The 14,828-nt window shown below is 37.9% G+C and carries 14 protein-coding genes and 3 tRNA genes; 9 read left to right on the top strand and 8 right to left on the bottom strand.

Features of this window, described 5'->3' with window-relative positions; genetic code table 11:
- Positions 1-23: 23 nt before the first annotated feature.
- Positions 24-1,286, top strand: a complete 1,263-nt coding sequence (gene amiC, locus ACWPWK_RS06270; protein ID WP_109373098.1) for an N-acetylmuramoyl-L-alanine amidase AmiC — start codon at positions 24-26, stop codon at positions 1,284-1,286.
- Between the two features lie 204 nt (positions 1,287-1,490).
- Here amiC and ACWPWK_RS06265 read toward each other — a convergent pair.
- From ACWPWK_RS06265 to ACWPWK_RS06255, 3 genes are all read right to left on the bottom strand, one after another.
- Positions 1,491-1,567 (bottom strand) — tRNA-Met (locus ACWPWK_RS06265).
- A 22-nt stretch (positions 1,568-1,589) separates the two neighbouring features.
- Positions 1,590-1,666, bottom strand: a tRNA-Met gene (locus tag ACWPWK_RS06260).
- Positions 1,667-1,696: 30 nt separating this feature from the next.
- Positions 1,697-1,773, bottom strand: a tRNA-Met gene (locus tag ACWPWK_RS06255).
- 296 nt (positions 1,774-2,069) lie between these two features.
- Here ACWPWK_RS06255 and mltA point away from each other — a divergent pair.
- A complete protein-coding gene (mltA, locus tag ACWPWK_RS06250) occupies positions 2,070-3,164 on the top strand; it encodes a murein transglycosylase A (RefSeq protein WP_109373099.1) in 1,095 nt (364 codons plus the stop codon).
- Positions 3,165-3,274: 110 nt separating this feature from the next.
- Positions 3,275-4,123, top strand: a complete 849-nt coding sequence (gene tcdA / locus ACWPWK_RS06245) for a tRNA cyclic N6-threonylcarbamoyladenosine(37) synthase TcdA (RefSeq protein ID WP_109373140.1) — start codon at positions 3,275-3,277, stop codon at positions 4,121-4,123.
- A 202-nt stretch (positions 4,124-4,325) separates the two neighbouring features.
- Here the strand turns inward: tcdA and csdE are convergent, their stop codons facing one another.
- Both csdE and csdA read right to left on the bottom strand, forming a co-directional pair.
- Positions 4,326-4,766 (bottom strand): cysteine desulfurase sulfur acceptor subunit CsdE, encoded by a 441-nt coding sequence (gene csdE, locus ACWPWK_RS06240; RefSeq protein WP_109373100.1) that lies wholly within the window; start codon positions 4,764-4,766, stop codon positions 4,326-4,328.
- A gap of 5 nt (positions 4,767-4,771) precedes the next feature.
- Positions 4,772-5,983 (bottom strand): cysteine desulfurase CsdA, encoded by a 1,212-nt coding sequence (gene csdA, locus ACWPWK_RS06235; protein ID WP_109373101.1) that lies wholly within the window; start codon positions 5,981-5,983, stop codon positions 4,772-4,774.
- A gap of 663 nt (positions 5,984-6,646) precedes the next feature.
- Here csdA and ACWPWK_RS06230 point away from each other — a divergent pair.
- Genes ACWPWK_RS06230 through rlmM form a run of 3 tightly spaced genes read left to right on the top strand, consistent with a single transcriptional unit; the run spans position 6,647 to position 9,096 of the window.
- Positions 6,647-7,567 (top strand): transcriptional regulator GcvA, encoded by a 921-nt coding sequence (locus tag ACWPWK_RS06230; RefSeq protein ID WP_023582728.1) that lies wholly within the window; start codon positions 6,647-6,649, stop codon positions 7,565-7,567.
- Between the two features lie 43 nt (positions 7,568-7,610).
- Complete coding sequence (locus ACWPWK_RS06225) at positions 7,611-8,006, top strand: DUF423 domain-containing protein (protein WP_036913817.1); 396 nt, start codon at positions 7,611-7,613, stop codon at positions 8,004-8,006.
- The gene (gene rlmM / locus ACWPWK_RS06220; protein ID WP_109373102.1) at positions 7,999-9,096 is read left to right on the top strand and encodes a 23S rRNA (cytidine(2498)-2'-O)-methyltransferase RlmM; all 1,098 of its coding nucleotides are present in this window, start codon (positions 7,999-8,001) and stop codon (positions 9,094-9,096) included. Before ACWPWK_RS06225 ends, rlmM begins: the two co-directional genes overlap by 8 nt.
- A 132-nt stretch (positions 9,097-9,228) precedes the next feature.
- Here rlmM and xni read toward each other — a convergent pair whose 3' ends face one another.
- From xni to queF, 3 genes are all read right to left on the bottom strand, one after another.
- The gene (xni, locus tag ACWPWK_RS06215; protein WP_109373103.1) at positions 9,229-9,978 is read right to left on the bottom strand and encodes a flap endonuclease Xni; all 750 of its coding nucleotides are present in this window, start codon (positions 9,976-9,978) and stop codon (positions 9,229-9,231) included.
- Positions 9,979-9,984: 6 nt separating this feature from the next.
- Positions 9,985-11,352: a nucleotide 5'-monophosphate nucleosidase PpnN gene (ppnN, locus tag ACWPWK_RS06210; RefSeq protein WP_109373104.1), complete on the bottom strand. Its 1,368-nt coding sequence runs from the start codon at positions 11,350-11,352 to the stop codon at positions 9,985-9,987.
- Positions 11,353-11,442: 90 nt separating this feature from the next.
- Complete coding sequence (gene queF / locus ACWPWK_RS06205; RefSeq protein ID WP_109373105.1) at positions 11,443-12,288, bottom strand: NADPH-dependent 7-cyano-7-deazaguanine reductase QueF; 846 nt, start codon at positions 12,286-12,288, stop codon at positions 11,443-11,445.
- Between the two features lie 156 nt (positions 12,289-12,444).
- On the opposite strand from queF, the gene syd reads away from it, so the two are divergent.
- The 3 genes from syd (at position 12,445) to truC (ending at position 14,558) form a co-directional block, all read left to right on the top strand.
- Positions 12,445-12,996, top strand: coding sequence for a SecY-interacting protein (syd, locus tag ACWPWK_RS06200; RefSeq protein WP_109373106.1), 552 nt, complete (start codon positions 12,445-12,447; stop codon positions 12,994-12,996).
- 465 nt (positions 12,997-13,461) lie between these two features.
- A complete protein-coding gene (locus ACWPWK_RS06195) occupies positions 13,462-13,785 on the top strand; it encodes a YqcC family protein (protein ID WP_109373107.1) in 324 nt (107 codons plus the stop codon).
- An 8-nt stretch (positions 13,786-13,793) separates the two neighbouring features.
- Positions 13,794-14,558 (top strand): tRNA pseudouridine(65) synthase TruC, encoded by a 765-nt coding sequence (gene truC, locus ACWPWK_RS06190; RefSeq protein WP_109373108.1) that lies wholly within the window; start codon positions 13,794-13,796, stop codon positions 14,556-14,558.
- Positions 14,559-14,828 lie beyond the last annotated feature (270 nt).

Here is a 14,828-nt window from a genome sequence, read left to right as displayed (position 1 = left end):
AATCGTTTTTTTGGAATATTTTCATGAGTCATTCTGAGCACAATCAAACTCGTCGTCGTCTTGTTAAAGGAATTGGCGCGTTATTATTGTTAAGTATTAGTCCTGTTGGTCTTGCAGCCACAGCATCTATTGTTGCTGTGAGGGTTTGGCCTGCCTCGACTTATACTCGCGTGACTATAGAATCCAGTACACCACTGAAATATCGTCAGTTTGCATTGTCAAACCCTGAACGTATTGTGGTGGATTTAGAAGGTATTCAACTTAATAGCGTATTGAAAGGTGTTGCTAATCAAGTTCAGACTAGCGATCCGTATTTAAAACTTATTCGGGTTGGTCAAAATACACCTAAAACAGTGCGACTGGTATTTGAAGTAAAAACGCCTGTACAACCACAAATGTTTACGCTTAAACCTGTGGCTGAATTTAAAAACCGTTTAGTGCTAGATTTCTACCCAAGTCATGGGGCTGATACTGAAGATGATCCACTATTAGCACTATTGCGTGAATATAACGACGGTGATTTACAACAAGCTGTACCCGCACAAACAGACACACGTAAACCTGGCAGAGCGGGGCGTGATAGGCCGATTATTATAATGATCGATCCTGGTCATGGTGGAGAAGATCCGGGAGCAATCGGCAAATATAAAACTCGTGAAAAAGATGTGGTTTTACAAATTGCTCGTCGCTTAAGAACGCTTATTGATAAAGATGCCAAAATGAAGGCGTATATGACACGTAATGAAGATGTCTTTATTCCATTGACTGTACGTGTTGCTAAAGCGCGAAAAATGCAGGCAGATTTATTTGTCTCTATCCATGCTGATGCGTTTACAAACCGCTCTGCAAGAGGTTCATCTGTTTTTGCATTATCAAAAACTGGTGCAACCAGTAATACAGCGCGTTATCTTGCTCAAACACAAAATGAGTCTGACTTAATTGGTGGTGTGAGTAAAAGTGGTGACCGCTACGTTGACCATGCAATGCTTGATCTTGTGCAAACAGCCACTATCAACGACAGTCTTAAATTTGGTAGTGAAGTGCTTAAGCTGATGGGTGGAATTAATAAACTGCATAAAAATAAAGTCGATCAGGCTGGGTTTGCGGTATTAAAAGCGCCAGAAATTCCGTCAATTCTGGTTGAAACGGCCTTTATCAGTAATATCGAAGAAGAGAAAAAACTGAAAACAGCAAAATTCCAGCAACAGATTGCAGAATCTATTTTTAAAGGCATCAAAGCTTATTTTGCTAATGGCGGTGAATTAACGTTAGCTGATCGTAGTTAAATTCTTTTTATACCTTCTTTTCATATTCCAGTAGAAAGTGAATATCATCTGCTTTCTATTGGAATGTCTTATTGTTTTTCAACACAATAATCTTATTAAAATAAAAGAGAATGATCAGAATAAATGTATAAATAAGTTGGGTAATAGATTTGAATTAATAAATCAAGAGAGATGGTAAAAATGAGGAATAACATTGAAAAGAATTGGTTGCGGGAGCTGGATTTGAACCAACGACCTTCGGGTTATGAGCCCGACGAGCTACCATGCTGCTCCATCCCGCGACTGAATTGTTGTTTATAGAATTGGTTGCGGGAGCTGGATTTGAACCAACGACCTTCGGGTTATGAGCCCGACGAGCTACCATGCTGCTCCATCCCGCGACTGATACTATAACTTACTGCTTTGTGAATTGGTTGCGGGGGCCAGATTTGAACTGACGACCTTCGGGTTATGAGCCCGACGAGCTACCAAGCTGCTCCACCCCGCGTCTCCACAGAGGGGCACTATACTCAGGATCTGCTGAGTTGCAAGTTTTTTATGAAATTTTTACAGTTTTCTTTTAAAAACGGTCAGAAATAACACATCAAGATGCAAATTTAGGCAGTTATACTCGTCATACTTCAAGTTATTTAGCGAGCATATACTTGATGTTTAAAAGTCATATTGATTGGGTGATAATAGAATGCAGGTACAACATGTATATTCATTATCTTTATTGATTTGGCTTTGGTATCTTTCTCATTCAAAATCAGTACTCAAATTTAGTTATTAAGCGGGAAAAAAATGGTTACTTGGCGAAAATCGTTAATTTTAGGTATGTTAGCGCTTGCCTTGACTGGATGTCATCGTCCAACAGAGCAAGGGCAACAGTATAAAGATGGAAAGCTTAAGCAAGATCTTATTGAGGTAAGCTCGCCAAATACGCAAGGTACACCGATTAATGGTCCTGATTACTTACAACAAGTAAGCCAGATAAACCAAACATCATCCCGCTTATACAATAGCAATAAAGAAACTTATCAGGCGGTAGAAAACTGGTTACGATCTGGTGCAGATACACGACAATTACGTCAATTCAATCTTTCTGCATTTCAAATGGAAGGCGTCGATAAGTACGGTAACGTTCAGTTTACTGGATATTACACGCCTGTTCTTGAAGCCCGTTTAACACAACAAGGTGAATTCCAATACCCTCTTTATAAAATGCCAGCTAATAGCCGTTCAAAGTTGCCGTCTCGTGCTGCTATTTATAATGGTGCATTAAGCCAATCTTTAATTGCAGCTTACAGTAACTCCATTATGGATAATTTTATGATGGAAGTTCAGGGAAGTGGTTATGTTGATTTTGGTGATGGTAAACCTTTAACGTTCTTTGGTTATGCAGGGAAAAACGGACACCCTTACCGTAGTATTGGTAAAGTACTTATTGATAATGGCGAAGTAGAAAGAAAAGATATGTCTATGCTGGCTATCAGAGAGTGGGCAGATAAACATAGTGATACCGAAGTGAGAAAATTATTAGAAGAAAACCCTTCATTTGTTTTTTTCAAACCAGAGCCTTTTACACCGGTTAGAGGCGCTAGTGCTATCCCACTTGTTGCACTTGCCTCTGTGGCTTCTGACAGAAGTATTATTCCTGCCGGAACTGTGTTGCTTGCTGAAATTCCTGTACTTGATAATACCGGTAATTTTACAGGCGAATATCAAATGCGTTTAATGGTGGCATTAGATGTAGGCGGGGCAATTAAAGGGCATCATTTCGATATTTATTATGGAATTGGTAAAGATGCGGGTCATATGGCAGGTTTTTATAATCATTATGGGCGTGTTTGGGTATTAAAAAAATCACAACTTAACTTATTAAATCCTTCGTTATAAAAACGATTTGCTATTTATCTGTTCGTTATTAACGGTAAAATTATGCAAACGACATGGCTATGGATATTAAGAGCCATGATTATTTCTGTTATTTAGGTTGTTATCGCATTATGCAAAATTCATTATCAGATTCATATTTACAACGCTTTTCTGGAATAGGGCGACTCTATGGGCAAAACGCGTTGTCTTATTTTGCTCAGGCTCATATCTGTGTCGTGGGTATAGGCGGGGTCGGCAGTTGGGCTGCTGAAGCATTAGCACGTAGTGGTATTGGTGCCATCACCTTAATTGATATGGATGATGTGTGTGTGACTAACACTAATCGTCAAATACATGCGTTAAAAGAAAGCGTGGGTCAGCCTAAATGCGATGTGATGAAACAGCGTATTTTAGAAATCAATCCAGAATGCAAAGTGACTAGTATTGATGATTTTGTCACGGTTGATAATGTCGCTGAAATGATGAATAACAACTTTGACTATGTCATTGATGCAATTGATAGTGTAAGACCAAAGGCTGCATTATTAGCTTATTGTCGTCGTTATAAAATTCCGGTGATCACAACGGGTGGTGCTGGTGGACAAATTGATCCAACACAAATCCAAGTGGTTGATTTAGCAAGAACAATTCAAGATCCTTTAGCGGCTAAATTAAGAGAGCGTTTGAAATCTGATTTTAATGTCGTAAAAAATAGTAAGGGAAAATTAGGGATTGATTGTGTTTTCTCAACAGAACAACTCGTTTATCCACAAGGCGATGGTACGGTTTGTGCGGCAAAAAGTACGGCGGATGGTGTGAAACGTATGGATTGTTCAGCTGGCTTTGGTGCAGTAACGATGGTAACGGCATCGTTTGGTTTTATTGCGGTGTCTCATGCTTTGAAGAAGATGCTAGCAAAGGCGCAACGTACTCGTCATACTTCAAGTTGTAGCGTTGTTGACGGCGTTCATTCGCACTAGTCACATACTTATGTATGCTCCTAGTGACTCATTCACTTGTCGCCTAGCTACATCTTGAATTATTTAGAGTATATGTTTGCATATATTCAAGTTGTAGCGTTGTTGACGGTGTTCATTCGCACTAGTCACATACTTATGTATGCTCCTAGCGACTCATTCACTTGTCGCCTAGCTACATCTTGAATTATTTAGAGTATAAAACTTAATGCTGGGATGTGAGTGATTTCAATCGTGCGATAATCGCATTCACTCCGTCAGTGCGAGATTGGCTAATTTGATTAGCCAATCCTAATTGTTCAAAAATAGCTAACATATCGATATCAGCTATTTCTTGTGCCGTTTTATTTTCAACAGCGACTAAAATAATAGTCAATAAGCCTTTTACAATACGACCATCACTATCACCATAAACATGGTATTTGCCGTCATTATTTAATTCAACGCCTAGCCACACTCTGTTCTCACATCCCTTGATTTCTTTTTCTGTTGTTTTTAATTCATCAGGTAATGCAGGTAATTTACGAGAAAGTTGAATTAATTGGCGATATTTATCTTCCCATGCTTTTGATTTTTGAAAATCATTAAGCAAGATATCTAGGGTAATTTCATTGCCAAAAGGATGCTGTGTTGTAATGTTGGTCATGATGGTTATTCGTCTTTTAAGAGTGTTAACGCAAAAATAACAGCGTCAATAAAGGCATCAATATCAGAAAGTTGATTATAAGGCATAAAAGAAATGCGTAAGCAGCCTGAAATATTTAATGAATCAATAAGAGGTTGTGCACAGTGTTGCCCTGTGCGTAATGCAATACCTTTCTCTGTGATTAATGTTGCTAAATCACTATGATGAACACCTTCGAAATTGAAAGAAACAATCGATGAGTTGCTGGCTCGGTAACTGATAAAACCATTTAGCTCACTCAGACGCCTCTCTGCTTCTTCTGCAAGCTCAAGAGCATATTGGTTAGCATGATGCATATCTTGTTTTTCTAACCAGGCTAATGTGGCTGAAAATGCAATAACACCCGCAACATTAGGCGTTCCAGCTTCAAAACGCTGAGGAATCGGAGCGGGAGTAAAACCATCAAATGTTGCGTTAGTGAGCATTTTTCCACCACCATGCCAAGGTGCCATGTCCTCTAAATGTTTTCGTTTACCATAACAAATACCTAACCCATTAGGGCCATAAAGTTTATGAGCAGAAAAAACATAGAAATCGATATCAAATGCTGTGACATCTGTTGGGTGATGCGCAATACCTTGCGCTCCATCGACAACCAGTAAGCAATTATCATATTGATGAACGCATTGAGACACTTTATCTAATGCGATTTGAGCACCTGTCACATTCGACATTTGGCTAACAGCAACAATTCGTGTCCGCTTATTGATTAAAGCATTTAAGCTATTAATTGAAGGTAAAAAATGATCCTCAATAGCCCAACGGATCACTCGAGCGCCTGTTTGTTCCGCTAGTATCAACCAAGGAATAAGGTTTGCATGGTGTTCTTGCTCACTAACAATTATTTCATCACCTGCTTGTAAGCGTGGACGAAAATAACCTTGAGCAATAAAGTTGAGTGATTCTGTGGTGCCTTTTGTCCAAATAATCGTATCACTATCAGCACTATTGATTAATTCGGCAACTTGTTGACGTGTCGCCTCATATTGTTGCGTTGTTTCTTTAGCATGCTGATATTGGCTACGGTGAACCGTCGCAAAATTATGGCGATAAAACGCATCTGAGGCTTCTATCATGGCGAGAGGCTTTAATGCTGTTGCTGCACTATCGAGATAAATAGTTTTTTCTTTAAGAGCTGGAAATTGTTGTCGAAATAAATCAGGTGAAAATACGTTCATAGTTAGGCTGTATTGGTAGACGAATAAATTTTCGTGATTTGTCGTTAAAAATAGGGCGTATAGATTATACAGTTAATTATATTTATTTATAACGGAAACCTAAAGGCATCCGTTTGTTATAAGTCATTGTGCTCATAATAACACGATTAAGATGATGAAAGTTCACTCAATAACAAATCACTGAGATCAGATTAATATCCTATTTTTTCTTGTTTTAATTTATTGGGGATAATTTGTGGTGAGTTTTTTTAGAATAAAGATGATAAGTTCATTATAAAAAATGGATGAAAACATCAAAACGGTATGTGTGAGTCATTCAAAAGTAGAGAAAAATAAGGAATAAAAAAAGCACCGCCTTGGCGGTGCACTATAAAATCACTATGGACAGACAGGGTAAATGTACAGGAAGTGAAAAAAAACAGTAGCATCAGCTACTAAGTCTGGAATTTCCAGACAACTTGCAAACACAACATCACAACCACAAAGCCAAAAGTTTTGCAGTATTACTACTACACAACTTTTCGTTCCGGCTTAGGAAGTGCGCTTACTATAGGTATTTACTGGCTAATCATCAAGGGACAATTTATAATGCTTCGCATAAAAAAAACTAATGATGAAAGTTAGGATCTACTAATAGCCAAAATAGGGGTTTAAGAACCGAATATGTCTAAACGTTTACCGCCATTAAATGCGCTTAGGGTTTTTGATTCAGCGGCACGTCATTTAAGTTTTACTAAAGCCGCTGAAGAATTATTTGTGACACAAGCAGCAGTGAGCCACCAAATTAAAACATTAGAAGAATTCCTTGGGCTAAAATTATTTAGAAGACGCAACCGCTCTCTTTTATTAACCGAAGAAGGGCAGAGTTATTACCTCGATATTAAGGAAATCTTTTCATCAATTAACGAGGCAACTCGCAAATTATTAGCTCGAAGCGCGAAAGGCGCACTTACTGTTAGCCTTTCTCCAAGTTTTGCTATTCAATGGTTAGTACCACGGCTATCTGGATTTAATCAAGCTTATCCGGGAATTGATGTGCGAATTCAGGCTGTTGATAGAGAAGAAGATAAGCTGGCTGATGATGTTGATGTAGCTATTTTTTATGGTCGAGGAAATTGGACTGGTTTACGTACAGACCGCCTTTATGCGGAATATTTGATCCCTGTTTGTGCACCATCTTTACTTACAGGTGAAAAACCACTAAAAACCCCATCCGATCTGATTTATCATACATTGCTACATGATACATCTCGTCGAGATTGGCAAGCTTATGTACGTCAATTAGAGATACAAAATCAGATAAATGTGCAACAAGGGCCTATTTTTAGCCATAGTTCAATGGTGATACAGGCCGCTGTACATGGACAAGGCGTTGCATTAGTTAATAATGTAATGGCACGTAGTGAAATAGAATCAGGTCGATTAGTAAGACCTTTTCCAGATGTCCTTGTTAGTAAAAATGCATTTTATTTAGTTTGCCAAGATAGCCAGGCTGAATTAGGTAAAATTGCGGCTTTTCGCCAATGGATTTTATCTCAAGCAGCGAATGAGCAAGAAAAGCTGGGTTTACTGACATCATCTTAATATTGCGATTGGCAAATATCTTCTAGATAGGAAGGAATAAACAGTGAATAGTCGTACATTACTTATGTTTTCCGCGATTAGTGGCTTCTTTTATGTTGCTTTTGGTGCATTTGCAACTCATAAACTTGCACCGCATTTATCGCCACAACATTGGGAATACATTCAGTTAGCGATGCGCTACCAAATCGTCCATACCTTATTACTTGTCGGGATCGCGGCAATGTTAATGCGTAAAACCATTTTATGGTTTTATTGGGCAGGTATTTTCTTTGGTGTTGGTATTCTACTTTTCAGTGGTAGCCTTTATTGTATGGCGCTAACACAAGTTAGGTTGTTATCTTATTTTACGCCAATTGGTGGATTTAGTTTTCTTATTGGTTGGGCTTTAATTTTTATTGGCGCTTTGCGTCTAAGGGCACCGGCGTCTCGCCATGAATAAAGTTGCATTATATTGTCGCCAAGGTTTTGAAAAAGAGTGCGCGGCTGAGATTACGGATAAAGCAGGTCAAATCGGCGTTTATGGCTTTCCTCGTGTTAAAGAGGGAAGCGGTTATGTGATCTTTGAATGCTACCAAGAAGGTGAAGCAGACAAGATCGCGCGTGAAGTGAGTTTCCGTGAATTAATTTTTGCTCGTCAGATGTTTGTAACAGGTGAATTACTTAAAGATTTACCGCCAGAAGATAGAATTACACCGATTGTTGGAATGTTAAAAGGTGCTGTCGAAAAAGCGGGTGAACTTCGAGTTGAAGTTGCAGATACTAACGAAAGCAAAGAATTATTAAAATTCTGCCGTAAATTTACGGTGCCATTACGTAATCATTTACGTAATGAGAAAATTTTGCTGAAAGTAGAGAATTTTAGCCGCCCTATTATCCATGTGTTTTTTATTGCACCGGGATGTTGTTATGTTGGCTACTCTTATAGTTTTAATAATTCCGCATTTTATATGGGTATTCCTCGATTAAAATTCCCATCAGATGCACCAAGTCGTTCGACATTAAAACTTGAAGAAGCATTTCATATTTTCATTCCTTATGAGGAGTGGGAAGAGCGTTTAGCAAGTGGAATGAAAGCGGTTGATTTAGGAGCATGTCCCGGCGGTTGGACATATCAATTAGTGAAACGCAGTATGATGGTACATGCTGTTGATAATGGCCCAATGGCACAATCTTTGATGGATACAGGACAAGTTCGTCATCACCAAGTTGATGGTTTTAAATTTGAGCCTACAACTAAAAATATCACATGGCTTGTTTGTGATATGGTTGAAAAGCCAGCTAAAGTTGCTGCATTAATGACAACTTGGATTGCTAATGAATGGTGTCGCGAAGCTATCTTTAATCTAAAACTGCCAATGAAAAAGCGCTATGAGGAAGTCTCTCATATCCTTGAAAAAATAAAGTCAGAGTTAGCGGAAAAAGGGATCAACGTTAAGATCCAAGCTAAGCACCTTTATCATGATAGAGAAGAGATAACGGTTCATATTCAAAATATTTGGGCTGCTTATCGACCAGATCGTGAGTTCTAAAACTGTTCAAAGCACATCGATTTGTTGATGGCAATAAAAGGCTAAGTTTATAAATAGAAACTTAGCCTTTTTTAATGGAAGCGAGTTATTCAAAGATATTCGCTCGTTAAGTTTTAACGTGTGGGAACTTGGCTATTTTAAACGTAACTGTTGTAGATTACCGTTTAATTGAATATCAGTACGTAATGTCGTGATTTTCCGACTGATAAATGCAGACTCTTTATGGGTAATAAGTTTGTTTTTCCATTTAGTCGGAACATCATCAATATGCAGATAGAGTGATTCTAGATCTGGGTGAATGTGTAAAAGCTCGGTAGCACTTTTAGGCCCAATACCAGGAACGCCTGCAACCTTACTGCTACTTACGCCTGTTAATCCCCAATAGTCGGTAAGTTGAGATGGCTCAACACCAAACTCAGCTCTAATAAATTCTAAATCTAACCAGCGTCGTTGAAAATAATCGCGTATACGAATAGAGGGCGAAAGCAACTGGCAATAGCCTTTATCCGTTGAAATAATCGTGACTCGAAAACCTGCATTTGCCACTTTAGTTGCCAATGTTGCTGCAACGTCATCAGCTTCATCACCACCTGAGTGCCAGCTCTGTATTCCTAAATTAAGTAACATTGCTTTAATTTCAGGTAATTGTTGTCGCAAGTCATCAGGCATTGGTGTGCGACCCGCTTTATAATCGGGTAACAGTTTATGTCGCCAGCTACCGTCTCTGTCTTCTTCGTCAAAAACTGCTACGGCATGAGTAGGTTGTGTGTGGCCAAGTAGTTGATTGACACTTTGTTCGCACACTGTAAGGCAGGAAGAACCTGATGCCGCATGAATGCGGCGGATCAGGTTTAAAGCATCAATAATCAGCAAATGTATCATAATAAATTAGCTGATAATCTCGTAACACGGTTGGTAAGCTGTACCACCGGGAAGTTTCATACGGTGTTGCTCAACAAAGCCTGCTAATAAAATATCCATGCGACGCATGATTTCACTATCACCATGAATTTTATAAGGACCATGAGCTTCAATCGCTTTCATACCCACTTCTTTTACGTTACCCGCGACAATACCCGAGAAAGCACGACGCAAGTCAGCGGCTAATTTTTCTGGTGATTGATTTGTGCTTAGGTTAAGTGATGCCATGTTTTCATGGGTTGGTTCAAAAGGATGTTGTAAATCAGCATTGATCTTCATTGACCAGTTAAAGCTATAAGCATCACCTGTGCTACGACGATTATCTTTTACCAATGGCATATATTTTTTCATGATACGAGCTACTTCAGGTGCATCATCAATAATGATTTGGTAATGACGACGAGCTTCATCGCCTAATGTATTGGCGATAAAGTCATCTAATACATTAAAGTAGTCTGCACTTTCTTTAGGACCAGTTAAAATTAGTGGTAATACTTGGTCTTGGTTTTCTGGAGACATAAGAATACCAAGCAGATACAGCAATTCTTCTGCTGTTCCTACACCGCCTGGGAAAATAATAATACCATGTCCAATTCGTACGAAAGATTCCAGACGTTTTTCAATATCTGGCATAATAATCAGTTCGTTAACTAATGGATTTGGTGGCTCTGCCGCAATGATTGACGGTTCTGTCATACCAATAAAACGGCTATTTCTATAACGTTGTTGAGCATGACCCACAGCAGCACCTTTCATTGGTGCTTCCATTGCTCCGGGACCACAACCCGTACAGATATTAAGCTCACGTAGCCCTAATTCGTTACCTACTTTTCTGCCGTAAAGGTATTCAGTTTCATTGATTGAGTGACCACCCCAGCAAACGATCATATTAGGATCTTCATCAATATGAAGAGCTCGTGCATTACGCAAAATCGAGAAAATGGTATTAGTGATGTGAGTACTATTTTCTAAGTTCAGGTGAAGATCACGTTTTGCTGTTGTGATTTGCCCGTGAACAAACAATATGTCACGAAGCACTGCAAATAAGTTAGCTTGTAATGAGCGAATAATTTTTCCGTCAACAAAAGCGTCTTCAGGAGGATTGACTAACTCTAGTTTTACGCCACGTTCACGGCGCAGTACGTTAATATCAAAATCTTGGTATTTAGATAACAGTTCTTTACTACTATCAGTAAGGCTACCAGAGTTGAGAACAGCGAGAGAACAATTGCGAAACAGCTGATAAAGATCACTGCTTGCGGTTCTCTTTAGCATATCAACTTCTAGCTGTGAAAGCAGATCCATGGAACCTAATGGGCTGACATGAGTTATCACGTAGGACTCCTTTTTCTCCTGAAATAACAAACTGAAGTGCAACTGATCTTGGTATAACACAGATCATATTAACATACAGGCATTATTCCGTTATTGTCTGGCTAATCGACTAATTTCTGGAACAAACTCACAATTACTACGCCAAGGATTGATGTCTAATCCACCGCGTCGTGTATATCTTGCATAAACAGTTAATGTTTCTGGCGCACATAATTGCATGATATCGTGGAAAATTCGCTCAACACACTGTTCATGAAATTCATTGTGTTGTCTAAATGAAACTAAATAGCGTAGTAGTTTTTCACGATCAATCTTTTTACCCTTATATTGAATAGCAACTGAGCCCCAATCTGGTTGATTAGTAATGAGGCAGTTTGATTTTAACAGATGGCTGACAAGGGTTTCTTCAACTAGTGTATCGGTTGTCGATTCGTTTAACCATTGCATATCAAACTGATAATTATCAATTTCAATATCTTGTTCATCAATACACTCTCCAGCAAAATCAACAATAGGTTGTGATGTAAAATGCGAAAGTGGATAAATGATTAGATTAACTTTGCCTTTAGCACAAGTCGTTAAATCTTTAAGTAAGGTTTTTTCGACGATATCCCAACTTTCAAAACGAGTTTGATTAAAACTATTGAGATATAATTTAAAACTTTTAGATTCAATAAGATTTTCAGTGGTTGCATCTAATTCAACATGACCAATAGCAACTTGTGGTAAGCCTTTGCTATTAAGCCATGAGAGCTCATACATGGTCCAAATATCACCACCATGAAAAGGTAAATTTTCAGCAGTTAAAGAGAGTGAATCTCGATTTAGGCTACGTGGTACACCTTGCAATAATCCGGCATCATATTGATCATGATATTGAGTCTCTTTGCCCAGAGATAATGCTTCAAGAGATTTATCACCTTGATATAAAGACATAATTTACATCCTAACTTTAGCTGAAAATAAAAGAAGGTTAATTATACTATTGAAACATCAATAGTATATGAATGCTTTATTTTTGATGCTCTGAATTAGTGACATAATCAGGTAACATAAAGGAAATTCTTATTTAAATAGATAAAACAGATAATCATGACTGAAAACATCTCCTCTGAATTAAAAGCCTTTACGCAAAAGTATGTTGATTTATGGCAAGAAAAATCAGGCTTACCTCCTGCAAGTGAAGATCTTTATGGTGTTCCTTCTATTTGTATATCAAGAACAGGCGATGAAGTTGTTTACTGGTTACCGCAACCTTTTGTAGGAACAGATAAACTAGAAAAAGTTGAAAAAGCAATGGGGATTATTATTCGTCCTGAATTGCACAATTACTTTACCACTCAGTATGCTGGAGATATGCAGGTTCGCTTTAGAGAGGTAGATTTCAGCTTGATCCAAGTGTGGAGTGAAGAGGATTTTATTCGCTTACAAGAAAATATTATTGGTCATTTGGTGACTCAAAAGCGTTTAAAACTTACACCAACATTGTTTATCGGCACCACAGATTCAGAAAATGAAATAATTTCTGTATGTAATGTTTCGGGGGAAGTTATTCTTGAAACTTTCGGCAAACAGAAAAGAGAAGTTTTAGCTGAAAATTTATCTCTCTTTCTATCAGAATTAGTCGCTGTATATAATGAGTGACGTAGTCTATAAACCTTTTTTCTTGTGAGATATGTCTTACAAAAAAGCGTGTGTTTTTTTATCAAAAAACGTCACTGATAAAAATAAAATCGGTTTATTTAAGTAGAACAATAAGTTATTAACTCATTGTTTTTATTTATGGTTATGGCTATTTAATTGCTTTTGTTTTGTGGGTTGTTTAACTAATCAATTATTGGCATTCTACGTTCACCAAATAAGGGACTGTTTGGTGACCGATAAAATGTAGAGTAATCAAGGACACAGGAAATAGGATATTTCCATTAATGTGGATACGGACTTAATCACAGGGATAGATAAAAACGGTCTTGCTTGGATGCATGTGTTGTACAGACAACTATTTTTCTTGTCTAAAAGGAGTTTCGGCTCCTTTTATTTTTTTATTTGTTTTCTGCTATTCCATCCCAATGTTATCCTTATTCGTAAGTTTTATATAAGGGATAAATGATGACACCAGAACAACGCATTTTAGCAAAATTGCTCTTGATTGAAGAAGAGATGAAGAACATTGAGCTATGGCAATTAGAATCTCCTACTGAACAAGCATTTGAAAGTGTTGAGCCTTTCTGTATTGATACAATGAGTGCTCATGAATGGTTGCAGTGGGTATTAATTCCGCGATTGTCATCGATGATTGAAAACGAGATGCCATTACCTAATAAATTCGCAATCGCACCTTATTACGAAGAAGCATTTAAAGAAGATAAGAGTCGAGATGTTACTGATTTACTCAATCATTTGCGTGAACTTGACGCAATGTTTAAATCATAAGGTCGATAATGCTAGATATTATTTATCAAGATGAACATCTTGTTGCGGTGAATAAACCTGCGGGTTGGCTTGTTCACCGCAGTTGGTTAGATAGACATGAAACAGTGTTTGTGATGCAGACCCTAAGAGATCAAATAGGGCAACATGTTTTCCCTGTTCATCGTTTAGATAGGCCTACATCAGGTGTTCTATTAATGGCACTTTCTTCTAATGTTGCTAGGGCGCTATCTCAATCTTTTGAACAACATAAAACAGAAAAAATTTATCACGCTGTTGTTCGAGGATACGTTGAAGAGGCGTCTGTTATTGATAGCCCTTTAGTTGAGGAGCTCGACAAAATTGCAGACAAATTTGCAACTCAACCTCCACAAATTCAAGATTGCGTGACGCACTGTCAGCCATTAGGTATTGTTGAAAAAGAGGTTGCGATCGGGCGTTATCCTACATCTCGATTTAGTTTATTAGAGTTACGTCCTGAAACGGGGCGCAAGCACCAATTACGTCGCCATATGTCTCATATTCGACACCCGATTATTGGTGATACTGCTCATGGTGATTTACGTCAAAACCGTGGTGTTGTAAATCATTTTCAATCTCATCGCTTGATGTTACATGCAAGCCATCTAAACTTAATTCATCCAATCACATTGCAACCACTTAACTTAACAGCTAAATGGGATCTGCCTTGGCAACACCTTATTAATCAATTTGGTTGGCGTGGATTAAGACCTGAATTAGAGCAGTATGGTGAAGATTTAGCTCATCATTTTTAATTCCTTTCTTAATTTTAAATATTACTTTCTTTGCGTGACTATTAAGGCTTTTTTACTTAAGTCTTAATGGTTTGCGCAAATTTATAATCTATTTTAACTATTTGTAAAATATATAATTCTATTAATTGATCTGACCACATGTTTGAAACGTGACAGCTATCATGTATTCATTAAGCGATTTATTTTATGATGTAAAATAAATAAGGCTTATCATTAGATAAGTTTATGAAATAAAACCCACACTACTTTAAACAAATAAAAACTTACAAC

This window comes from Proteus sp. Marseille-Q3619, assembly GCF_965283115.1.
This window is presented reverse-complemented; position numbering and strand designations above follow the sequence as displayed.

Excerpts from the sequence above, each read along its gene's own strand:
- amiC (WP_109373098.1), top strand. The coding sequence starts at position 24 with ATGAGTCATTCTGAGCACAATCAAACTCGTCGTCGTCTTGTTAAAGGA.
- mltA (WP_109373099.1), top strand. The coding sequence starts at position 2,070 with ATGGTTACTTGGCGAAAATCGTTAATTTTAGGTATGTTAGCGCTTGCC.
- tcdA (WP_109373140.1), top strand. The coding sequence starts at position 3,275 with ATGCAAAATTCATTATCAGATTCATATTTACAACGCTTTTCTGGAATA.
- csdE (WP_109373100.1), bottom strand. The coding sequence starts at position 4,766 with ATGACCAACATTACAACACAGCATCCTTTTGGCAATGAAATTACCCTA.
- csdA (WP_109373101.1), bottom strand. The coding sequence starts at position 5,983 with ATGAACGTATTTTCACCTGATTTATTTCGACAACAATTTCCAGCTCTT.
- ACWPWK_RS06230 (WP_023582728.1), top strand. The coding sequence starts at position 6,647 with ATGTCTAAACGTTTACCGCCATTAAATGCGCTTAGGGTTTTTGATTCA.
- rlmM (WP_109373102.1), top strand. The coding sequence starts at position 7,999 with ATGAATAAAGTTGCATTATATTGTCGCCAAGGTTTTGAAAAAGAGTGC.
- xni (WP_109373103.1), bottom strand. The coding sequence starts at position 9,978 with ATGATACATTTGCTGATTATTGATGCTTTAAACCTGATCCGCCGCATT.
- queF (WP_109373105.1), bottom strand. The coding sequence starts at position 12,288 with ATGTCTTTATATCAAGGTGATAAATCTCTTGAAGCATTATCTCTGGGC.
- syd (WP_109373106.1), top strand. The coding sequence starts at position 12,445 with ATGACTGAAAACATCTCCTCTGAATTAAAAGCCTTTACGCAAAAGTAT.
- ACWPWK_RS06195 (WP_109373107.1), top strand. The coding sequence starts at position 13,462 with ATGACACCAGAACAACGCATTTTAGCAAAATTGCTCTTGATTGAAGAA.
- truC (WP_109373108.1), top strand. The coding sequence starts at position 13,794 with ATGCTAGATATTATTTATCAAGATGAACATCTTGTTGCGGTGAATAAA.